At 45.0% G+C, this 22,828-nt stretch carries 17 protein-coding genes; 7 read left to right on the forward strand and 10 right to left on the reverse strand.

What is annotated here, in order from left to right; genetic code table 11:
- Positions 1-71: 71 nt before the first annotated feature.
- Positions 72-362 carry an L-rhamnose mutarotase gene (rhaM, locus tag ACFPFU_RS00205; protein WP_377060328.1) on the reverse strand — a complete coding sequence of 97 codons (291 nt, stop codon included), beginning with the start codon at positions 360-362 and terminating at the stop codon, positions 72-74.
- Between the two features lie 185 nt (positions 363-547).
- Positions 548-1,225 carry a YdcF family protein gene (locus ACFPFU_RS00210; protein ID WP_377060330.1) on the reverse strand — a complete coding sequence of 226 codons (678 nt, stop codon included), beginning with the start codon at positions 1,223-1,225 and terminating at the stop codon, positions 548-550.
- A gap of 285 nt (positions 1,226-1,510) precedes the next feature.
- Between ACFPFU_RS00210 and ACFPFU_RS00215 the strand changes: the two genes are divergently transcribed.
- Positions 1,511-2,191 (forward strand): hypothetical protein, encoded by a 681-nt coding sequence (locus ACFPFU_RS00215; protein WP_377060332.1) that lies wholly within the window; start codon positions 1,511-1,513, stop codon positions 2,189-2,191.
- Between the two features lie 121 nt (positions 2,192-2,312).
- On the opposite strand, the gene ACFPFU_RS00220 is transcribed toward ACFPFU_RS00215, so the two are convergent.
- From ACFPFU_RS00220 to ACFPFU_RS00230, 3 genes are all read right to left on the reverse strand, one after another.
- Positions 2,313-2,924: a hypothetical protein gene (locus ACFPFU_RS00220; RefSeq protein ID WP_377060334.1), complete on the reverse strand. Its 612-nt coding sequence runs from the start codon at positions 2,922-2,924 to the stop codon at positions 2,313-2,315.
- 9 nt (positions 2,925-2,933) lie between these two features.
- Entirely contained in the window at positions 2,934-4,724 is a 1,791-nt protein-coding gene (locus ACFPFU_RS00225) for a glycoside hydrolase family 9 protein (protein ID WP_377060336.1), read from the reverse strand.
- A 264-nt stretch (positions 4,725-4,988) separates the two neighbouring features.
- Positions 4,989-6,437: an aldehyde dehydrogenase (NADP(+)) gene (locus tag ACFPFU_RS00230; RefSeq protein WP_377060338.1), complete on the reverse strand. Its 1,449-nt coding sequence runs from the start codon at positions 6,435-6,437 to the stop codon at positions 4,989-4,991.
- A 285-nt stretch (positions 6,438-6,722) separates the two neighbouring features.
- Here ACFPFU_RS00230 and ACFPFU_RS00235 point away from each other — a divergent pair, with 285 nt between their 5' ends.
- The gene (locus tag ACFPFU_RS00235) at positions 6,723-7,226 is read left to right on the forward strand and encodes a GNAT family N-acetyltransferase (protein ID WP_377060340.1); all 504 of its coding nucleotides are present in this window, start codon (positions 6,723-6,725) and stop codon (positions 7,224-7,226) included.
- Here the strand turns inward: ACFPFU_RS00235 and ACFPFU_RS00240 are convergent, their stop codons facing one another.
- Positions 7,227-8,483 carry a dipeptidase gene (locus ACFPFU_RS00240; protein ID WP_377060342.1) on the reverse strand — a complete coding sequence of 419 codons (1,257 nt, stop codon included), beginning with the start codon at positions 8,481-8,483 and terminating at the stop codon, positions 7,227-7,229.
- Between the two features lie 293 nt (positions 8,484-8,776).
- Between ACFPFU_RS00240 and ACFPFU_RS00245 the strand changes: the two genes are divergently transcribed.
- Both ACFPFU_RS00245 and ACFPFU_RS00250 read left to right on the forward strand, forming a co-directional pair.
- A complete protein-coding gene (locus tag ACFPFU_RS00245) occupies positions 8,777-9,673 on the forward strand; it encodes an ATP-binding protein (protein WP_377060343.1) in 897 nt (298 codons plus the stop codon).
- A gap of 200 nt (positions 9,674-9,873) precedes the next feature.
- The gene (locus ACFPFU_RS00250) at positions 9,874-10,875 is read left to right on the forward strand and encodes an acyl-ACP desaturase (RefSeq protein ID WP_377060345.1); all 1,002 of its coding nucleotides are present in this window, start codon (positions 9,874-9,876) and stop codon (positions 10,873-10,875) included.
- Positions 10,876-11,131: 256 nt separating this feature from the next.
- On the opposite strand, the gene recQ is transcribed toward ACFPFU_RS00250, so the two are convergent.
- Positions 11,132-13,240 (reverse strand): DNA helicase RecQ, encoded by a 2,109-nt coding sequence (recQ, locus tag ACFPFU_RS00255; protein ID WP_377060347.1) that lies wholly within the window; start codon positions 13,238-13,240, stop codon positions 11,132-11,134.
- A 363-nt stretch (positions 13,241-13,603) separates the two neighbouring features.
- Here recQ and ACFPFU_RS00260 point away from each other — a divergent pair, with 363 nt between their 5' ends.
- The gene (locus ACFPFU_RS00260; RefSeq protein ID WP_377060349.1) at positions 13,604-15,154 is read left to right on the forward strand and encodes a hypothetical protein; all 1,551 of its coding nucleotides are present in this window, start codon (positions 13,604-13,606) and stop codon (positions 15,152-15,154) included.
- Positions 15,155-15,182: 28 nt separating this feature from the next.
- Here ACFPFU_RS00260 and ACFPFU_RS00265 read toward each other — a convergent pair whose 3' ends face one another.
- Positions 15,183-16,385: a hypothetical protein gene (locus ACFPFU_RS00265; protein ID WP_377060351.1), complete on the reverse strand. Its 1,203-nt coding sequence runs from the start codon at positions 16,383-16,385 to the stop codon at positions 15,183-15,185.
- Positions 16,386-17,005: 620 nt separating this feature from the next.
- Positions 17,006-18,796, reverse strand: a complete 1,791-nt coding sequence (gene rho, locus ACFPFU_RS00270; RefSeq protein WP_377060353.1) for a transcription termination factor Rho — start codon at positions 18,794-18,796, stop codon at positions 17,006-17,008.
- A 380-nt stretch (positions 18,797-19,176) separates the two neighbouring features.
- On the opposite strand from rho, the gene serS reads away from it, so the two are divergent.
- Positions 19,177-20,454, forward strand: a complete 1,278-nt coding sequence (serS, locus tag ACFPFU_RS00275; protein WP_377060355.1) for a serine--tRNA ligase — start codon at positions 19,177-19,179, stop codon at positions 20,452-20,454.
- Between the two features lie 141 nt (positions 20,455-20,595).
- Here serS and ACFPFU_RS00280 read toward each other — a convergent pair whose 3' ends face one another.
- Positions 20,596-21,654: a dihydrodipicolinate synthase family protein gene (locus ACFPFU_RS00280; protein ID WP_377060357.1), complete on the reverse strand. Its 1,059-nt coding sequence runs from the start codon at positions 21,652-21,654 to the stop codon at positions 20,596-20,598.
- Positions 21,655-21,821: 167 nt separating this feature from the next.
- On the opposite strand from ACFPFU_RS00280, the gene ACFPFU_RS00285 reads away from it, so the two are divergent.
- Positions 21,822-22,487 carry a heme exporter protein CcmB gene (locus ACFPFU_RS00285; RefSeq protein WP_377060359.1) on the forward strand — a complete coding sequence of 222 codons (666 nt, stop codon included), beginning with the start codon at positions 21,822-21,824 and terminating at the stop codon, positions 22,485-22,487.
- The last annotated feature ends 341 nt before the right edge of the window (positions 22,488-22,828 follow it).

The following is a 22,828-nucleotide window of genomic DNA, read 5'->3' on the forward strand; positions in this document are numbered from 1 at the left end:
TTTTAGCAGACATCAATATCAACCAATAGTCCTCTTAATATCCTGACTTGAAACAGGAACTTGCAGAAGGTTTATAATTCAAAGACTTCTTTTAAGGAATGTACAACAGGGGATTGGTCCGGATTGACTTCCATGATATCCGCCATATGGGCCCACCACTTTTTCATGAGGGCGGTGGCGGGTAATTGCCCGGTGTCCGCATCCTTCTTCAGCTTCTGGAAGGCAAACAGGGTCCCCGTGGCTTGATCCAAATAAATGTAGTATTCCACTATACCGGCATCCTTTAGCAAACCGGCAAGTTCCGGCCAAATCTCCCGGTGCCGTTTTTCATATTCTCCCTCATTCCCGGGAATCAGTTTCATGGTAAAAGCCACCTGTCTCATCTCATTCGCATCAAAGCCTTCTTAAAATTAAAATGGATATAATTTTGGATGGTTAAAATACTAAAATTGCACAAGTATACTGTCCTGTACTTTCGGGGTCATCGTGTAAGAGAATACCATTTTCATGATTGTCATTGTTGTCGTGGTTATTGAGGTGTCCAGAATTACTGTCGATCTGCCAAACAATGGCCATCAAAGCCCATGTTCACCAGCCACTCATAAGCATGCCAAACCTTTTCGGGAATATCCTGCGGGATTTGGAAACCCTTTTCTGGGTATATTTTTATCCGTTGCAGATCGCCCACCATGGCTTCTATCACCGAGTGCATCGGCATCTCTTCATGGGCATATTCATGAAAAGGGATCTGTGGACTCGTGACACAAAGGGATTTATCGGGCCAATGTTTTTTAAAAGTAGCATAGCTTCTTCTTTCCATAAAAGGCTTCTGTACCACAATGAAACGCCCCGGATTCAAACCCCGCGATCCCAACAGTTTCTGGGTAAACCGGATGTTTTCACCGGTATTGGCGGATTGGTTTTCAACCAGTACCGCCTCTTTCGGCACGCCCATTTTATAGGCAATACCGGCAAATTTATCCGCCTCAGGCTCATCCCAAAGGCCTTTGGTAAAATTTCCCAAACCACCTGAAAAGACCAGATGAGGAGCAAATCCCTTCAACCACAGTTCGGCGCCCCTTTCCGCTACCCGGGGATCATTACTGCCCAGCACAAGAATACAGTCGCTTTTTTCCAGCCGGTGGTAAAGACGGTGATAATCCCATAAAATCCCGCTGAAGAAAAGGACGTCGGGAGTAACGGAAGGAGGTTTGACCATTTTCATATATTAAATTGTATTAACAGATTGGCGTTCTTTAAGGCATCCAAAAATGCTCAGTCTACCCTGCCTGTTTTTGGCGGCACGGTAGCCGGGCAAATATACATGCAAAAAAACAAAACTGCTATTAACCTTTACCGACGGTACTTTTCATCAATGCCCGGGATGTTATCCTTTTTATTCAGCCAAGCTTCTTATATTTAGTTATCGTATGGCCCGTAAAATGTAAATTGGTTCTTTATGTCTGTGCAAAACCATCTTCTCCGACTCTTTGAAAATCATATCTCTGTCATGAGCATCGCGGAAAAACTCCTGATTTTCCGTGAAGACAATTACCATGAGGAGATGCGAAAAAGGAATTTTCAATCGGCGGTTATTACTTCGGACAAGGGGCTGTTGAAGTACGATGAGGGCGATATAAGTCCCTCCCCGCTTACTTATGCTGACCTGCTAAGCAATAATACCCCACTGCTGAAAGCCTTTGAGGCTCTGATGAACAAACGCAGATTTTTCATCCGAAACGGAAATCAGGTAGACCATATTGTGACACAAAGTGATCTGGACAAAATCCCCATGAGGCTCGCGCTTTTCGGCCTGATCAGCGCACTGGAAACCAACCTCAGACAATTGGTAAAGGAAGAAGTACCAGACTGGCAACAGTATCTTTCGCAAGAAAGGTTGACAGCGGCCCATAAGCTGTTGCTTCTTAAAACCGCAAGAAATGAAGAAATCGATTTGCTGCAGTGTCTGCAATTGGCTGATTTGGGCAGCATTTTTTCCAAAAAACGGCGATACAAAAAATTTGACCCTTGCCTTACCAGGGACCGATACAACTCCTGTTTCGGAAAAATAGGAAAACTAAGAGATGCTGTGGCGCATTCCCAACAAATCCTCCCATTTTCCTGGTCCGAAATCCATGACCTACTGGTTTTTATAAGGAAAATAAGCGAAAGTAAGAATCAAACTCATTAAAGCCTTCCACACCCGGATTCTGAAATTATTCCGTTTTTCCCCTATATTCCCAAAAAAGGGGAAAACTTTCATTACACCTCCTGTCCCTGCGACAACATCAGAAACAACAACCATTTCCCATTCAACCAATCTGATAGGTATAATTCCATTTTTTATTGAAAAAATCCGGGTCCCTGCCAGGATTTAGACCTTTACGCGGACTTTCCACCACCTTCCCCGGCCGTTTCAAAGAGGTACCGGTCAAATGTAGCGGCTGGCCCGGATCAAAGACAAAACCGTCCTGTCCAAATGCCAGGCGCTCCACTGCCCGGGCATCCAACCCGTCAATCAAAGCCTTTACGGTCCTGTTGATCCCTTTTATTTGCTTCCAACTGGCAGCGTCCCTGACAGCCCGCAACAGGATCCCTCCATATCTCCGGTTTTCCTTGCTCCCAAAAGTCAGGTCCAGGCCATTCCTGCTGAACCGCATGAAACTGTCAAAAGTGCGGTACCGGTGAAAATACCAAGTACCGAATCCCAGCTGACGTTCATGACAATGGGTATACCTATCCCTGCAATAGCCACCGTCATAAAGATAAAACTCCAATTCATCTATCCAGAACGACCCGGAAGGGCCACTGATCATCACTTCGGTCATCAATAAGGCGGCTATCTGCTTAAAACCTGTCTCCAGATCCCTTGTTTTCAACTCACCTTCCGAAAGTTTTGTCAGCTTGGTTTGTAAGCTACCCAATGCATTCATTTACTCAGCATCCATTCCAAAGTGTGCCATCATTAATATGGCCCCCGCGGTACCGTCCATTGTGGGTTCATTGGTGCTATAGTCCCCCACATCGTCATGGTAGACCACATGATTGTTTTGCAAATGGGCAAATTTATCGGGTTTATGCAGGGTTAATCCAAGAAGGTTATCATGGATGGTCCTGTATATCGGCCCGTCAATCAGACCCCCCGGAACCTCAAGGCCCAACATGACATATACGCTGGTATGCACTTCAACGGGGTGTTCCGCATGCTCAGGCAGCCGGGTAAACATGGATGTGCCCCAGGGATTCCGCCCAAACAGCCAATCCCGCTGTGCCGCCAAAAAGGGGGCATAACTTTTGTCTCCCGTCATCTTTTCAAAGAGAATCACCTGGGCGACAAGGCTTGTCAGTAAATTATTCGAGCACCAAATGAATGGAATACCGATATGAAATGGATTTCTTTTGGCCCTTTGAAGTGTGTATTCTATCCCCTCACGGTAATAACCTTCCAGGTTTTTTTTGAAATCATCATCCACATGCTCGTGCAGGGCGAAGTGGCCCATATTGATAAAAGGATAGAGCTGATAATGGGCCGCGGAATCTCTCACTGTCCATGCATCCTCATTGGCGCTTTCCAAGGCGTAGGCTTTGGCTTGTTCGAGGTATTCTGTTTCCCCGGTCAGCTTGTATAATTCGGCCGCGCCCCATTCCATATCATCGGTCCAGGTTTCTTCATTGTAGCGGTAGGGCGCCCCATAGGAGTTGCCCTGCTGGTAGCCTTCGTTTTCCCGGCCTAACTTATAAAGGGAGATGGCAGCCCGCTTGCATTTTATGGCATAAGCGGGGTCATTCAGATGCTCCTCCCATATCCTGGCGGCAATGGCCATCGCTGCTGCACTTCTTCCTGCGAGGTTGGCCACTCCGGTGGCCTCACTTTTATACTTTCCCAAACCCTGAGGTTCCCCGGTAGCCACATATCCCGCCCTGTAGCTGTTTTCTCCCCAGCCGTAATCCGAGATATCCCGGTTGGGTATTTTGAATCCCCGGTGGTCCCTGTCATCCGCAATTTGGTGAAACAGCAGCTCAGGTGCGGGATGCAATTTATGGATCCAGTCCAAGCCCCATTTGGCTTCATCCAGTACATCGGGTATACCGTTACTCCCTGGCTGTCCCAAAGCGTTGTAATTGTCGGCAAACTTTTCAGGGTACAGTTCAAAAGTTTTCAGCATATGTGCGGTAGCATAACTGCCCGTAATCAAATATTTAAGTTGATCGCCTGCATCATGCCAGCCCCCGGTCAGGTCCACGTAGGTACTGTCGGACAGCGGGCCATAATGGCTTCTTCCATCCTTGGAATGACAGACCATGTCCAAAGTAGGATTATACCCACACCGCTGTTGGCGCATAAATTCCAATAAGGTTTCCTGATGGTTTCCGTATGCATCCCGTCCAATCTTGAAAATCGCAGACTGCTGTCCGGTTTTTTTTGTTTTGAGGTAATATTCACCCGGTGTGTTGATTTCGGAAAAATCCAGTTCATAATAATGATCAAAGGTACCCCAGGTAGCTGTTTTCACTTTTCCGGGGCGAAGTTCCACCACCGGCTCATCTTCCGCTACCCGGAAAAGCTGCACCCTCTCCCTCACCGGCGACTTGCCGAAGGCCAAAGCTACCTTGACATCTTCGGGAAGATAACCCAGGAGGTTTACCCGTAAATACATTTCCTCCTGGCAAAAAGCCGCTGTAACCCAAAGGAGGAGCATCAACGAAACAAATGTTCTAATCATTCTCAAATAGGTTTGACGTTATAAGTTATCATTTTTATAAGCAATGTAATCAATTCGGAAAATGTAAAATCCAGCGTTACTAAAAAATTTTGAGAATACTCATCCAAAAATGAAAAATCAAATCCAGGTATTTTTACCCAAACAACCAGCATAAAGTTTAAGAGTCCGGTAATGAAAACCATGGCAACCGACGGTTTTCTCCCGGCTTTGTACAAAGCCCCCTCCCCTAAAACCAAAGGAAGGGGCCATTGTTGTTTATCCTGCTTACTTCATCCAGCTGCCGTCCACCGTTCTCCAAATGCCCAAGGGGTTGGCTTCTTTCAATGCATCCGGTAAAAACTTCCCGGGCATGTCCTGATAGGCCACCGGACGGACAAAGCGTTTGATGGCATGGGTCCCGACTGAAGTACTTCGGCTGTCTGTAGTGGAGGGATATGGACCTCCATGCTGCATGGCATAACCCACCTCCACTCCGGTGGGTACACCTTTGAATAGCAGACGCCCACATTTTTCTTCCAATAAATTTAAAAAACCCTGGTTGTCTTCAAGTTCAGCTTCCTCTGCCCAAACCGTACAGGTAAGCTGGCCTTTTAGCTGCAAAGCAATTTGTTCCAACTCACCGCCATCTTTATATACCACCATGATCCCGAACGGGCCAAAAACCTCTTCCTGAAAATCATCATCGTCTAACCAGTCTGCTGCCTGTACCTTTGCAAAGGCAGCATTGCCTGTCAATAATTCAGAAGCTGTGGCGGTTTTTAACCACTCCAGCTTGTTGCTGCTTTTCAGGTTTTCCAGTGACGTATAATAGCTTTTCGCTATCCCCTCATGCAGCATGGGTGCAGATACCACTTCTTCAAGAAGTGACGCCACGGCGGCGGAAAAGTTTGCCTCTGCCGATTGCGGAATAAATATCAATCCCGGGTTTGTACAAAACTGACCCACACCAAGGGAAAGCGAAGAAACATATGCCCCGGCCAAGGCTTCCATTTGGTTGTCCAGCCTCTTCTCAAAAGCGAAAATAGGGTTCACACTGCCCATTTCGGCATAGACAGGAATGGGGACTTCCCTTCTATTGGCCGTATCAAAAAGGGCCTTTCCTCCCCGGAATGAGCCGGTAAAGGCCACTGCCTTCGCCAGTGGATGAGCTGCCAGTTCCTGTCCGGTCTCCGCTCCTCCTTCCACATGCTGAAAAACTCCCTTCGGGAGCTTGCTCAATCTCACAGCGGTTCTGATGGCTTCCGCTACCATCCTGGATGTCTCAGGATGGGCGGGATGGGCTTTATATATTACCGGGCATCCTGCCGCCAATGCCGAAACCGTATCTCCTCCCGCGGTGGAAAAGGCAAGAGGAAAATTGCTCGCCCCAAAGACCACTACCGGTCCGAGAGGTCTCAGCATTCTGCGAATATCCGGTTTGGGCAGCGGGCTTCTTTCCGGATCGGCATGGTCAATCACTGCCTCCACCCAACTGCCTTCTGCTATCAATTTCGCAAAAAGCTTTATCTGCCCCAATGTTCTTCCCAACTCTCCGGTAATCCGTCCCTCAGGCAAATGGGATTCTCTTGCAGCGGTGGGCACCAATTGATTCCTGACCGCATCTATTTGGGAAGCCATCTCTTCAAGAAACGCTGATTTTTTGTCATTCTCTAAAGTCTTGAAAACTAAAAAGGCCTCCTGGGCCTGCTGGAAATACAAATCGATTTGTGACATAATTTATTTCGGAGTATTGGGGTTAGATTCAATTAATTGGCGACAAAAACATTGTCCTGCCAAAACACAATTTATTCAAATGATAGCTCAATTTAATTCTTATTCTCTGTTCAAGCAAAAAAACATCAACTCTTCCTTGTATAAAATCCTTCAGCTTTTGAACTTTACCAGCGCCTTTGTCATATGTCGAACGGCCACTACCCTAAGGTAGACGTGATATGACAGGGGTTTTGACCCTAAACCATTATGGTACCGGAATTTCAATGATGGATTTTCTATAAACACATGAACAGCTTTCCCCATTTGAATGATATTTTTTTTCGACAAGAATTGGTTCCTGGTGACATTGGTGCCATCACAGAAATGCACGGCAGAATTTACCATCAGGGCTATGGGTTTGGACTGTCCTTTGAAATTTATGTAGCAGAAACCTTTTCCGATTTCGCCAGGAATTTTAAAGATGGTTTAGACAAAATATGGATTGCCGAACACAAAAAAAAGATTGTGGGATGTATTGCCCTTGTGCATCGGTCTCCAGAACAGGCGCAACTCCGGTATTTTTTGATCGAACCTTCATTTCAGGGCATAGGACTCGGTAAGGAACTGATGGCCAGGTTCATGGAAGCCGCAAAACATTTTGGCTACACCACTGTGTATCTTCAAACGACCAACAACCTCCCCATCGCAGCTTCTTTGTACAGAAAAGCCGGATTCCGGTTGATTGATGAAAAGCCATCAACCGCTTTCGGAAAAAGCCTGATGGAACAAAAATACGAACTCATCCTGTAATCAGGATTTTCCAGCGGCGAATGCCTCAACAGCTCTCCATACCCTGAAAACATTCTTGTAGCAGATTTTCTCAATATCCTCCTTACTGTATCCCCTTGCCAGCAGCTCAGCAATCAGGTTGGGATACATGGAAACGTCCTTTAAGCCGGTGGGCAGTGTGTCCCCCACACCGTCAAAATCCGACCCCAGGCCAACATGATTAATACCCACCAAGGTGACAACATGGTCAAAATGATCCGCCACCCTCTTTACCGTTGGAAATGGATTATTATCGGCCACATATTTTTCAATGTATTCCCGGGCTTCAGGATCATTCCGGCTGTGACCCCGCTCAGCCAGCCAGTTGACGATATGCTCTCTTACTTCTTCATTTCTTTCCCGGTATTCCTGGTCGATAAAACTCCCTCCAAAATTGATCATGATGACGCCTTGGTTTTCAGCCAGCCTACGTATCATTTCGTCATCCATGTTCCGCTCAAATCCTGGCGTAAAATGTCTCGATGAAGAATGTGAGGCGATTACAGGTACTTCTGTGATATCCATGACATCATAGAAAGTATCATCGGAAATATGACTGACATCTACCATAATGCCCAGCCTGTTCATTTCTTTCACTACTTTTTTACCGAAGTCACTCAGCCCTCCATGCGTACGGGTGGTATCATAGGAAGAATCCCCTATCAGATTGTCCCTGCCATGGGTAAGGGTAATGTAGCGGATACCTCTTTTATAAAAATAATGCAGGTTGTCCAAGTCGTCTTCGATGGCCGCGCCGTTTTCCATGCCCATGGGAAGCGAAATTTTTCCCTCCTCAAAGTTCTTTTCTATATCATCCGGACTATATGCCATGGCAAACTTATCCGGCCATGAAACGGCTAACCTTTCTGTCATTTTTATAAGAGAATCCGCCAGCACTTTGGCCCCGCCTGTTTCCTGATAGCTGGAGGGGATATAAATGGACATAAATGGTGCATCCAACCCGCCTTCTTTTGAACGTGGATAATCAAAGTTGCCCCCTTCGGTCCTCTCAGAAACATCGAGGATTTCCCTTTGTAAGGTAAATCCTCCTACTTTCATCCGATAAGGTAAATCCACATGACCATCCACCATTACCGTGTTTTGTGCCAGTTCTTTCGCTAATTCCAGGCGTTCCGCCTCAGAAAGCTTTGTAGGATCAACAGGATGATTGATATTTGATGTACAAGAAAACGCGATCATTAAGATAAAAAAGCCATTAAGCCAACATATGCTTCTCATTTCCGTATTATTAAGATTATGGATCTGTAAAATAAATCATTTTTGAGTCATCTCCGCAAGACCTTGATATCATAAGTCTCCAAACAGACAATCCTTTTCAATTTTAGCTGCCCCTACTTGGCACGAACCTTGCCATTTTATTAAAATAGTTTATAAGTGATAAAATTACAAGAAGAACGAAATAACGGGAATAAAAACCACAATAACGGCATAACCAATAAGTGATTCTAAAATAACCATTACAATTAACAGAATATTCACCAAATTTGTAACAAACCAAAACAAATCCCGACATGAGTGCTACATCGACCAAACAAGCAAAAGCTTTGATTGTTGCCGCAATTTTCATGCTTGCCGCAGGCTGTGAGCAGGCGCAACGATCAGAAAATCAAGAAACAGAATCTGAAGAGATGATCACTGTCTCGGAACCCCAGATGGAGTTGCTGTGGGAAACCCCTGCTGAATTGACCACCAATGAGTCGGTTCATTACGAAGACAGTGACGGACACATCTACGTGGCCAACATCGAAGGGGATCCAGCTGAAAAAGACGGTGTTGGGTCTATTTCTAAGCTCAGTAAAGATGGTGAAATAATCGAAAGAGACTGGGTAAGCGGTCTTCATGCTCCGAAAGGAATGACGGTAAAAGATGGTAGTTTGTATGTTACGGACGTAGACCGGCTGGTAGAAATTGAGTTGTCTTCAGGAGAAATCAGCCAGATATATGAGGTCTCCGATGCGGTCTTTCTGAATGATGCAGACCATGATGGCAGCCGGGTGTATTTTTCGGACATGAGGGCCGGAAAGATCCTGTATCTGGAAGAAGGGGAGATAAAAACATTCGCCGAAAACCAGAAAAATATCAACGGCCTTCGGGTAAGTGATGGTGGGGTCCTGTATGGGTTGGATGCTGAGGGTCTTAAAAAGTACAGCGAGGATGGCAGCTATGAAGTTATCAATGATGAAGTTACCGGCGGGGATGGCCTGATCATTATTGATGACGACACTTTTATAGCGAGCAAATGGGGAGGTGAAATTTACCTGGTTCAGGATGGTGAAGCCACCAAAATCCTGGATACCACACAGGAGGAATCCAACACAGCTGATATCGGGTTTATCCCCGATGAAAACATCGTGCTCGTCCCTACATTCTTTAAAGATAAGGTGGCCGCCTATAAGCTGGATTATTGAAAACAAACCAATGATGTCATTGGTTTTCATATCAAATTAAATGAATTATAATCAAGTTGTACTCGTTATGGGAGTAAATCCTCCAACCGCTTAAATACAATCATTTTATTTATTGGGTACAATGATGTTAATTTGTAACATGGGCATTAGCTGGAAGATTTTCATCACCATTTTATTGCCTTAAAACCAATGAAGAAATTATGAACAAGTCAGACAATATCAATTACGAGTTGGAAAAAAATGCCGAAGTCATCAGCCAGTTAAATGATTTGGTAAGTGAGATGGTGGACAATACCCTCCTGGATCCGGATGATTGCTGGCAGCCTACGGATTTTTTGCCCGACATGACACAACCCGATGCCCTGGATCAAGTAAAACTCCTCCGGGAACGTGCTGAAGGCATCCCTGATACTGTCATTACCTCTTTGGTAGGCAATATGATAACAGAAGAGGCGCTTCCCAGTTACCAGACGTATTTCAATATGTTGGTAGGCATCAATGAAGAGGGTAACCTTACCAGCGAGAAAGGTTGGGTCCGCTGGACCAAAGCCTGGACGGCTGAGGAAAACCGGCATGGTGATTTGCTCAACAAATACCTTTACCTCTCCGGGAGAGCAGATATGAGAAAAGTAGAACAGACCATCCACAGGTTGATTTATAACGGTTTTGATCCAAGATCTGAAAAAGATCCCTATCAGGCCATTATTTATACTTCTTTTCAGGAAAGGGCCACCAAGATTTCCCACGTAAATACAGGAAAGTTGGCCGATAAAGCCGGGGATACCATATTGGGTAAAATCTGCAAGCAAATTGCCGGAGATGAAGCCAGACACGAAAAGGCTTATAAGACCTTTATGTCCAAAATCTTTGAAATCGACCCAAGCGGAGCCATGCTGGCTTTCGAAAAAATGATGCGGAAGCAAATTGTGATGCCTGCCGTCTTGATGGGAAAAGGAGGCCCCAACCCCACATTATTCGACCAGTTTTCTGCCATTACCCAAAAAATCGGGATTTATACCGGTTGGGACTATGCCAGAATCATCGAACATCTTGTGAAACTATGGAAAGTGGAAACGGTAACGGGATTGAACGACATGGCTTCCAAAGCACAGGATTATCTGGCCGGACTGTCCGATAGATATATGAGGCTGGCTGACAGGATGAAAACCCCTGATGAAATCAGTCTGGCTTGGTTAAAATAAAACAGGCCTTTGTAATGGAAAAAAGGGCCAAAAAATATCATAGTTGCGGCCCTTCAAGAATTTAGCAAAAGATAAAGTCAAAAAAGTTGCTTAATCACCCAGAACAAAGGTAGAGAAATGAGACACACCAAAAAATACCCCGTTTGGGGTATTTTTTTTACATTTTTAACCCTAACCTGAATTGGAAATTATATGCAGTGGCGTCAATCGGATTTAGTTTGAAAGCAGCCTCACATGCGCATAGGCCGATGACCCGCTACTTGACCAACAAAGCCAGCCGAAGTTGGAAATAGGTATATTTTTCTCCAAAATGCTCCTTCAAAGGCTTCAACCTCGGCTGTCCCATTTTTAAATAGGCGGCATTGATCTCCCTTGTTTCTTTATCCGTGAGAATCTCTTTCGAGTCAACTTCCCCCTTTTCCGCAAGTTGAATAAGATGGCTTTCAACAGTACTCAGAGCAAGCCCCCGGTTCCTGGCAACTTCTTCCAAACTCCACCCACGTCTGAAATACTCCAGGGTTTGCTTCTCAGTCCCGGAATGCTGTCTTGGCCGGGCCTGTTTAGCCACCGTCTTCTTTTTGGGCTGTATTCCATTTTCTTCCGCATATTTTCTGATCAGCCTCAAAAAGTCCTCCCCGTACCTGTCTGCTTTCACAGCACCTACTCCAGTTATAGTGAACAAGCTTTGTTCGTCAACAGGATAAAAAGTAGCCATCTCCACCAGTGTGGCGTCAGAAAAAACCATATAAGGGGGCACGTTTTCCTTCCGGGCAAGCCCGAATCTCAGGTGTTTCAGCCGGTCGAATAATTCCTTATCATGGCCGGTTTCTGCCTGAGGTTGAACAAAATCCTCGGCCATGCTCAGCAATATCTTTTCTTTCTTTTTCAGCTTTTCCCATGCCAGGGGCGTGAGCTTTAATACCGGAAACCCTTGCCCTTCCTGTGTCAAAAATCCTTCCTGGACCAGTTGTCCTCCCAGTTTTTTCCAAAATTGCTCAGATTTGTCTTTGCCGATCCCGTAGACCGAAAGGGATTGCTGCCCCGCATTTATTTTCGCTGACCTGGAACCTCTCAGCACCAAAATAACCTGTCCCAACCCAAAGGATTGTCCCATCCTTGCCACTGCGGAAAGCATCATTTGGGCGTAGATGGTCATGTCCATCTGGCTGCCCTTTTGGAAACACACATCACAGTTGCCGCAGTCATTGGGGTATTCTTCCCCAAAATATTCCAACAAAAACCTCCTCCTGCACTTCTGCGACTGGCAAAACCGGACCATGGTATCCAGTTTGGCCTTCATATGCTGGACATACTCGGGATTATCTGATTTTTCCACCATTCTGCCCAAGGTAATGCTGTCCCCATAGCTGTAAAACAGCAAGGCCTCACTGGGAAGGCCGTCCCTTCCTGCCCTACCCGTTTCCTGATAATAACTCTCAATATTCTGCGGCATATTGGTATGGACAACAAAACGCACATTGGACTTATCGATTCCCATCCCAAAAGCAATGGTGGCCACCATGATTTTGATTTCGTCACGAATGAATTTTTCCTGGTTTGTATCCCTGATGGCTTTATCCAAGCCGGCATGATAAGGCAGCGCATCATAGCCGTTCTCCTGCAACCTGGCAGCCGTTTCCTCTACCGACTTTCTGGACAGACAGTATATGATCCCCGAATCATTGGGATATTGACTCAAAAACTGCATCAATCTGGAAAACGCGTCCGTGCGCAAGGCCACCCTATAGGTGATATTGGGCCTGTCAAACGAAGAGATAAACCATCTTGGATGCTGCAGAAACAGTTTTTCCTCAATGTCTTTCCGGGTCATCTTATCGGCAGTGGCCGTAAGCGCCAAAAAAACAGTGGACGGAAACTTCTTCCTCAGCTCCCCCAATTTCAGGTACTCCGGGCGGAAATCATGCCCCCATTGTGATACGCAATGGGCTTCATCCACTGCGACCATGGACAAATCCACCGATTTCAACAAATCAACGAGAGGATAGGTCCCGCCAAACAAACGTTCGGGCGCCACATACAGCAGCTTGACCTTACCCTTACAGACCTCTTGGGACACAAAACGCTGTTCACTAACCGATTGGGTAGAATTCAAAAATGCCGCGGGAATGCCCATGTTGTTCAGGCCATCCACCTGATCCTTCATCAAGGCTATGAGAGGAGAAACCACCAGGGTCAACCCTGGCCATAACATAGCAGGAACCTGATAGCAGACAGACTTTCCTGCTCCGGTAGGCATCAAAGCGATACAGTCCTTTCCCCCCAAGGCCGTTTGAATAATCTTTTCCTGGTTACCCCTAAAAGCATGATAACCATAAAAATTTTTGAGTACATCTATTGGTTCCATATCAAAAAAGATAAGTTTAAAACAATTTCAAAGCCAAAGATAAACAAGAAAATCTGGTTTATGAAACTCCTTATGCATGCCAAATGCTGTTGGAGGGATGTGGTGTCCTTATCGAACGGCTTTGTACTTCCGTTTTGGCAGGGTGATCTGAATCTTTGGAATTTTTGTAACCCCTTGATCCCAAGTTCTACCCTTCAGTAATTAACGACATACCGATACCCGCCCATCTAACTGCACTTTCGTTTATACAAAAGGCATAAAAACCCCATTAAAGCAAAATAAAAGTAGACAAAATCCGTGTTTTGTAAAATTTAATTTCAACACTTATCTTTGAAGGATCATTTGACATCAAATTTTCTGATCATGAAGAAGCTGCTATTTTTATGGGTATCGCTTTTCGGAGGCATTGTGTTGTCTGAAGGAGAGGTTAGCGCACAGACTTACACCTTTGTTCCTGAAGCTGCGGGATGTGATAGTAAATGGGGCACAGCGGCTTGCTGGTCTGCGGACACGGCAGAATGCGGAGATTCCTCCTCTCCAGCCACTCCCCCCACGAATCCAAGCTCAAGTGATTGTGAAGTTCATGTGGTGTTTACCGAAAACGCAACGTTATTAGAAAGCAATATTACATTAGGAGGCAATTTTAAGTCGATAACTTTAAAATCCGGCGCTGATGTAAACATTACCGGGGGATTAACCTTAGCAGGAGGCTCCAATATTAATTTGGTCTTTGAAGAAAGCCACAGCAACCTTACCATAGGAGGGACCTTGACCTTCCAAAGAGAGGCCGCGACCTTAAACGTCACAGGTGCGGACCGCGACCCCGAGAACGAGCCCATCACCAATTTCGTGACCGCCAATCGCTTGGTCATGGGAGCCATGACTGAACTGAACGTGGATGGAAATGCCGGCGTATGGATCGAGGGGACCACAGAGGTAAGCCATCAGACTTCAGGCAGGGAACGTGCCATAAAAATCAACATAGATGGCCAGTTTTACACCAGAGACATGGTGGTCAATGGCACCACTTTTTTATTATTTAAAGTTGCAGTGGACGCCAAAGTAATTGTTACCGATATCGGCGGAACCCTGGAAATGAAAGGCAATTCCACGGTTGAGTTTATCGGTGATGTTTATGATGGTGGCCCCGCAGATGGAGACAGCAGGGTAGACATCGGGGGAACGATCAATTCGACAGCCGGGAACGAAAACAGGGCCGTTATTCTCGCTGATGATGTCACCATATATTCCTGTCAAAAATTCCCTGACAGCATTACAAAGAGAGAGGACAACAATGGGGACTTTAAGGAGGAGGATTGTATTCAGCTTTCCGTGGTATGGCTGGGCACTTCCGCCAGCTACCTACAAGCAGCAAATGCCGTCAGGGTAGATTGGGCCACCGCCAAAGAATGGGAATCCAGCCATTTTGAAATAGAAAGAGCCACCGGTAATATAAAGGAATTTATCACCATAGGCTCGGTAGAAAGTGCGGGTTGGAGCAACGGACAAACTGACTATGAATTTCTGGACCTCAACCTTCCTCTTTTTGCTAGCAAGCTTTATTACAGACTGAAACAGGTCGACAAAGACGGCTCCTTGGAATATTCAAATTTGATAACCATAGAAATTCAGGATGGAGAAACTTCGGAAATGGCTTGGCAGGTCTTTCCTAACCCAGCCAATACAGCAGCCATCACCCTCAGTCTGCGCCGGGCCGGGGACCTAAGGGATGGCCCTATCCGCATCAAACTGATCAGTCCTTCCCATAGATTCAAAGAATATGTCGTAACCGAATTGGACCAGTCATTCTGTATAGAACTCAGCAATGCCCTCCAGGGTCTTCCCCGGGGTATGATTGTTCTTGAGATAAATTGGCAGGGCAGAAAAGAATACCATAAGATACTTAAACAATGACCGTGAAAAGATCCCTGCCGGTTTCACCTCAATGTTTTCTGACCAGCTTTAGATGGGTTGTAGCCGTTCCGGATTTTATTTCCAAAATATAAAAACCCTGTGACAGATTACGGGTAAGCGCCGCTATGTCCCATTCGTTGTATTCATTTGGCTGCAAACGGATAGGCAGCGTACTTCCATGTCCAGGAGACAGCAGCCGTACAAAGACCTCCTCATTTTTATACAGCCCCTCTCCGGACAAGCGAAGCCGTATTCCCTGTCCATAACTTGGATTTGGATATATGTACCAAGCCGGGGTAGGGGCATCATCCATCGCCGGGAGCGAGTGGGAAACCACTTCGCTGTACCTGAAACTGCCATTATAATCCACCTGTTTGATGCGGTAATATACCCTGCCTTTTTTTATGGGCAACCTTTCCTCCACAAATTGATAGGAGGAAATTTCAGAAGCCCATCCTCTCCCTTCTACCCTTCCCACCATTTCAAATGCATCAACCCCCTGAAAAGATCTCTCCACTTCGAAATGACTGTTGTCCCATTCTTTGAAAGTGGTCCAGTTCACTTCCATACAATGACACCATCCTCTATAAGTTACTGTAATATCACCCCATTGGACGGGCAAAGCCGATAAGCAATAGGTTTCAAATAATCCATCATTTAATTCATCAGTTCTGACGTTGGGATCTATCCCATTACAGATAAAAACAGTAATATTATCAGCAACAATTTCGGCGGTGTTGCCATTGGTTTTTATTTGTCCTCTGATATCCACAATACTTCTACTATTACCTTCCTCAAGATTGTATTCTGGATCCGTTCCGTTACCTAAAAATGTAAGTTTTGAATTCCCGTTCATGTCAATATCCCCTTCCACTATGACTGTAGCATCCTCATCCACTTCCAAAGTCATTGATGAATTTCCAGTGGTTGAAATTGAACCAGTTTTATAATGGCCATCCACTTTAATCCATGCGCCACGCCCGGTAAAGTTGGTAACACCGTCAATTTCCAAACTGGCATACTGATCAATATATAGTTTAGAATTTGTTCCCAAGGTCAACCTGGATGCATTGAATAAATCATCCGTTCCATTAGGGTCCCCGTAGATATTCAATGTGAAATTATCGCTGACCGTTATCCCGTTGGTCATGTTGAAAGACCCATTTGGCCCAAATGAAATAGATTCAAAGTTATTTCCAAATGTAAGCCCCCCTGTTGATGATCGGGTCATCGCATGATTAATAATTACATTCACCGGACAGGTAGTAGTAGGACTGGTGGGTGGAATTAAGGAAGAATTATTATCGCAATCCTCCTCAACTATTCTGTCCCAGCAATTTGGATTCATCCAATCCATGCAGTTCCCATTGCTTATATAAGTCTGTGAAAAGCACAATCCCGATAAAGCCAAAAAAATTACGCTGAAAAAGATTTGAACATTGTATTTAGCCATTGCTTAAAAGATCATTAAAACAGGGAAGATAAGTAGCGGGACTAAAATACTATATAATTTTTTAATACACAAATTTGTTGTTTATAACTTATATTTTGTATTTCAAAAAAACATACAGGGGTTATTTTTGTCCTAACAAAATGGATTAGATTGCATAATTCAGTTATTGTAGGAAGAGAATTTTTTATAGACTCCGCCTATACAAATATTTATAATGGGTTAACATCTAAAAACTTAATATAATATCCAAATAGCTATAAAGAAGCGGAAAATTTAAGCATAGGGAATAAAAAAATTGATGACGTAGGATGCATCTCCCTTCGATCCACCTCGTGTTTCAAAGGATATAAAAAAACCCGGCCAAACCGGGTCTGAATTTTCTATTAAAAGGCGGATACTTATCCGTTCATACTGACCAAAAATTCGGCATTATCCCTGGTACCTTTCATTCTTTGCAGAAGGAATTCCATGGCTTCCTGGGAAGTCATGTCGGACATGATTTTTCTCAGTATCCAAACCCTTTGCATCTCTTCCTTGTCCATCAACAGATCCTCTCTTCTTGTACCTGACCCCGGAACGTCGATTGCGGGATAAATCCTGCGGTTGGAAAGCTTTCTGTCCAAAGAAAGTTCCATATTGCCGGTACCTTTAAACTCTTCAAAAATCACCTCATCCATTTTTGACCCGGTCTCCACCAAGGCTGTAGCAATGATTGTGAGTGAGCCGCCGTTTTCAACATTCCTGGCGGCACCAAAAAATCTTTTGGGTTTATGCAGGGCATTGGCATCCACACCCCCGGAAAGGATCTTCCCGGAAGAAGGCACTACCGTATTGTGTGCCCTGGCCAGTCTGGTGATAGAATCCAACAGGATGACCACATCATGACCGCATTCCACCATTCTTTTTGCCTTTTCCAACACCAGGGAAGCCACTTTAACATGCCGTTCTGCCTGCTCATCGAACGTAGAGGAGATTACTTCCGCTTTTACCGACCGGGCCATATCAGTAACCTCCTCAGGCCTTTCATCGATGAGCAATATCATCAAATGTACCTCGGGATGGTTTTCTGCAATGGCATTGGCTATTTTCTGAAGCAACACCGTCTTACCGGTTTTGGGCTGTGCCACGATCATACCTCTTTGTCCTTTCCCTATGGGGGCAAACAGGTCCACAATTCTCGTGGAATAATTGTCCGGTTTTGTAGTAAGCCTTAATCTCTCTTCCGGAAAAAGCGGGGTAAGGTATTCAAAAGGAATTCTATCCCTTATCTCATCCGTGGTTTTTCCGTTGACGGTCCCCACCTTTAAAAGTGCAAAATATTTTTCACCCTCTTTGGGCGGACGAATCTGACCCTGAATATTGTCCCCTGTCTTCAATCCAAAAAGTTTGATCTGTGAAGGTGATACGTAAATGTCGTCCGGGGAAGCTAAATAGTTATAATCCAGTGATCTTAAAAATCCATATCCATCCGACATGATCTCCAATACCCCTGAATTTTCTATGATCCCATCAAAGTCCTTAATGGTGACTGATGTTTTCCTTTTGGGGGCATAGCCAACGGGCTCCTGACTGGGAGCTTCCTCCATGTCTTTCAAATTCTTTCTTTTCGGACGTTCGACCTCCTGATCTTGATAGGGTTCCTCGCTGGCTGACTTCAGCTCTTCCACATCCACAACCGCCCGTCTCCTGGGCCTGAATGTTCGCCCTTTATTTTCTTCCTCTTGCACGCCTTCTTTTTTATTTTCTGTTTTTACAGCCTCAGCCTTGGCACTTGACAGCGTTTCCTTGGACTTCTTCTCCGGACGCTTGGTTTCTTCTTTTTTGTCTTTTTCCGGCTTGGAAACAGATTTTGACTGGTCCTGCGATTTGTTTTCCGACTCTTTAGCTATCTCCGTAACGTTCTGTCTCCGGAACTTAGGCTTTTCCTCTTTCTTTGTATCACTTTCTTTTACTTCCTGGGTAGAATCTTCAGCCTTGGGAGCAGTTTCCACCTTGGGGTCTTCCTCTGTCTCCGTCTTTGAAGGCTTTTTCTTAGGGAGGGATTTCTCAGGGGTGATGGCCTGCTGATCCAAAATGGCATAAACCAAATCCTCCTTTTTAAGTGATTTGTAGTTTTTGACTCCCAGCTCTTCCGCAATCTCTTTTAGCTCAGACAATAGCCTGATTCTTAATTCTTCTATGTTATACATAAAAAACGTGTGAAAGTAATTCTATACGATTAAATGATGATAATGGTATGTATATCTTGATTGGTATATAAAAAGGTCTTCAGACAATACTAAAATCTCCAGGATGGGGATTTTCTGCTTATATGATGTTACAATATTACGGCAACAAATAATAATACGCAAATTTTTGTGAAATTGTTATAAAAATAGTTCCTTTCTAATTTCCCCTATTGATTGTTTCCTCCACCTACCCACAGCCTCTTCCCCTCTCTTTTCAGGACAAAAAACTGCCTCCAAAATCAGTGTCCCTGCTTATTTCCTGACCTTTTAGCCTACATGCTGAAAACTTATTCCTTATCTTTGCGGACTGAATCAGGATAGCGACTAAAAGTATAGAATACATGCTTCAGGTAAATTTTATCAGGGAAAACTTCGAAAAAGCCTCTACCGGACTTGGGAAGCGGAACATAGCCAATGCTGAGGCCCTTCTCAGAGAGGTTCTCAACAAAGACGATCAAAGGAAACAGACCCAGTTGGACCGGGATAAGCTTCAGGCTGAATCCAACAGCATTTCAAAACAAATCGGAATGCTGATGAAGGAAGGGAAAAAAGAGGAAGCCGAAAAAATCAAACTCCGCACCGCCGAGATAAAGACCCGCGTAAAGGAACTGGAAGCGGAACATGCTCAACACGAGGATGAGCTCACTGCGCTGCTTTACGGGATACCCAATATCCCTCATGACTCCGTGCCCGGTGGAAAAACCGCGGAGGACAATCTGGTGATGTTGGAAAATGGAAAGGTTCCGGCTCTCGATCCCGAAAACAAGTTGCCCCATTGGGACCTCATTAAGAAGTATGACATTGTCGATTTCGAACTGGGTGCCAAAATCACAGGCGCGGGCTTTCCCGTATATAAAGGTAAAGGCGCAAAACTCCAACGCGCCTTGATCAATTTCTTCCTGGATGAAGCAGAAAAAGCAGGATACCATGAAGTGCAGCCTCCCATATTGGTAAATGAGGAAAGCGGTTATGGCACAGGCCAGCTTCCGGATAAGGAAGGACAAATGTATCTTTGTAAAGCAGATGGTTTATACCTCATCCCCACTGCTGAGGTCCCCATTACCAATATGTACCGCAATGAGATCATTCAGGAAGACCAATTGCCGATAAAAAATGTTGGTTTTACCCCCTGTTTCCGCAGAGAAGCCGGCAGCTGGGGCGCCCATGTAAGGGGCCTGAACCGCCTGCATCAGTTTGATAAGGTGGAAATAGTACAAATTACCGATCCTGAAAAATCCTATGAAACGCTGGAACAAATGAGCCTTCATGTGCAGAAGCTGCTTCAAAAATTGGAGCTTCCGTACCGGGTGCTCAAACTTTGCGGAGGCGATATGGGTTTTACCTCTGCACTAACTTATGATATGGAAGTGTTCTCCGGAGCCCAGGAAAGATGGCTGGAGGTAAGCTCGGTCAGTAACTTTGAGACTTACCAATCGAACCGGCTGAAATTACGGTTTAAAAATACAGATAAAAAAACCGTCCTGGCCCACACTTTGAATGGCAGCGCTTTGGCCCTCCCGCGTATAGTAGCGGCTATCCTGGAAAATAACCAGCATGCCGGGGGCATCAAAATGCCTGAGGTGTTGGTACCTTATCTGGGATTTGGGGAAATTAACTGACACCCTAAGTTAGTGGATCCGGACGGGGCTCCTATCGGATTATAGTCGCGGCTTTCGCAAAAGCACGGAACCAGTTTTCGGGGTCCCTTGACTGACTGCTTAAGGAGAAAATAAAATGGCGGTTAATTTTCCCTTGGGACCTTAACTTGTATGGATTCCCAGCCGCCCTTTCCAGTCTTGCAAATCTTCAAATATCCGGTCCAGGACTTTTGTCTGCGCCTTACTTAATGGATCGCCCGATTTCCTGCTTTTTATTGCCAGGTTCACTCCCTCTTTATTTAAAAAATACCGGGCTCCTAATTGGTATTGTTTGGATATGAGAGGTTCGGTTTCAACAAGCTTTTGCTGCAACCAGTCCGCATCCTGCTTGCTTCCAGGTTCGGATGCATGGTCGCAGACCCATGTGATCAACTCGGGATAGAAATTTCCCGCAATCGGGGATAATCCGGCGGCACCGGCCCTCAGAGAAGCAACGGCACTGCCGATATGGGCATTGTACAAGCCCAAACGGCTTCCCTCGGAAACGGACAGTTTTTCTGTGATATGAGCCATGTTTTCGGTGGTGTCCTTATGATAAACCATGAGGTCCGTTTGCAGCAGAAACCTAAGTACCTCAGGAGAAAGTATCCGTTTATAGGGAGAGGGACATTCATAGGTGCCGAAGGGGATATCGCCTGTATGTTTCAAAAAAGCTTCCAGGTTTTTGATCATTGTGGCATCACCTTCCTCCTTTCCTGCAAAATGGGAAGTGATCAAAATCACCGCATCTACTCCGGTGTCTTTCATTCTCTTGGCAAATTCGGCCTTTTGCACCATTGTTTCACCAAATGACCCCGTGGCCACCACAGGGTATTTACCTTTTATCCGATTTACGACATGTTGGGTAAGTTTCAGTTTCTCTTCATCCGAAAGATCATACATTTCACTGCTTAAGCAATTGGCAAAAAACCCTTTCGCTCCCTTCGCCAGATAATGATCAATCAACCTGTCCATTCCATCATAATCAATACTGCCGTCATCCTTGTAGGCAGTAAGCATCACGGGGACAAAAACCTTCTCTTCCTGCAAAATAGTTGATCGGACCGTCTTATTCGAGCGCATGGCAGCAAAAGCTCCCCATGGCAGTACTGCCCCCGATAAGCCCACAAGTAATTTGTTTAAAAATGCCCTTCTGTTATCAACGGTGATGTTCTTTTTCATTTCGAATTCACTTTTTGATGATCAAGTTTTCGTTTTCTTAATTTATACCACTTAGTGGATAAAATGGGCCAGTCCTGCAACAATCCCTTTTACAGATGTTTTAAAAATGAAAAACCATTCCTTTAAAAGAACGCATTAAGCCTGGCTTTTCTATATTTGCACCTGATATGTGGAAAGAAATAGCCGTACTCATTAAAAAAGAAGCCGTTCTGGAGTGGCGGCAGAAGTATGCCATCAACGGTATCCTACTTTATGTGGTAAGTGCTGTTTTTATCACCTATTTAAGTATGGGTGCCGGGCAAGGCACCCTCGCCGTACCCACCTGGAACGCCTTGTATTGGATCATCATTCTTTTTTCATCGGTAAATGCGGTTGCCAAAAGTTTTATCCAGGAGCATCAGGGCAGGCAGCTGTACTATTATATGATTGCGTCCCCTGAAGCCATCATCCTTTCGAAAATCATTTATAACTCGCTTCTTACCCTGGTTTTAGCCACCTTGGGCTATCTGGTATTCAGTGTGGTGTTTGGCAATCCTGTCATAGATCAAGGGATATTCCTGCTTAACCTCTTTTTAGGTGCTTTGGGGTTTTCGGCCTGTCTGACCATGGTTTCAGCCATCGCTTCAAAGGCAAATAACAATGCCACTTTAATGGCAATTCTCAGCTTTCCGGTACTTATTCCTATCCTCTTGATGGCTATAGAGGTCTCCAAAAACGCCATTGACGGCATCGACCGTGGGCTTAATATGGAGAAAATGCTGACATTGGTGGCCATCAACGCCATCATCGCGGCTACATCCTATATTTTGTTCCCTTATTTGTGGAGAAGTTGATTTTTGTCATCTTTTATTTCGGGACATACCTTTTTATAACGAATTACCGTTGAGCAAATAATAAACGGTAAATGCAAAGAAATCACTATTTATACCTTATTTTTGCAACGAGAAAGAGATGGATAACAAATACCTCTACAAGCATGCGAAGACGGGACTACGCCGATGCTGATCCTTACCTCTCAAGACTGCGGGAACCCCATATCGTTAGGGGTACGAACGCCGTTTAAAAAGGAGCGCTGAAAACACAACTAACCACTGACATCATAAATTGATCACAAAATAGGAGCAGAAGCTGCTATAACGGGTACCGTTTCATTCAGGGCAGATGCCTAACCGTG

Source organism: Negadavirga shengliensis (genome assembly GCF_042652345.1).
GTDB classification, from domain to species: domain Bacteria; phylum Bacteroidota; class Bacteroidia; order Cytophagales; family Cyclobacteriaceae; genus Negadavirga; species Negadavirga shengliensis.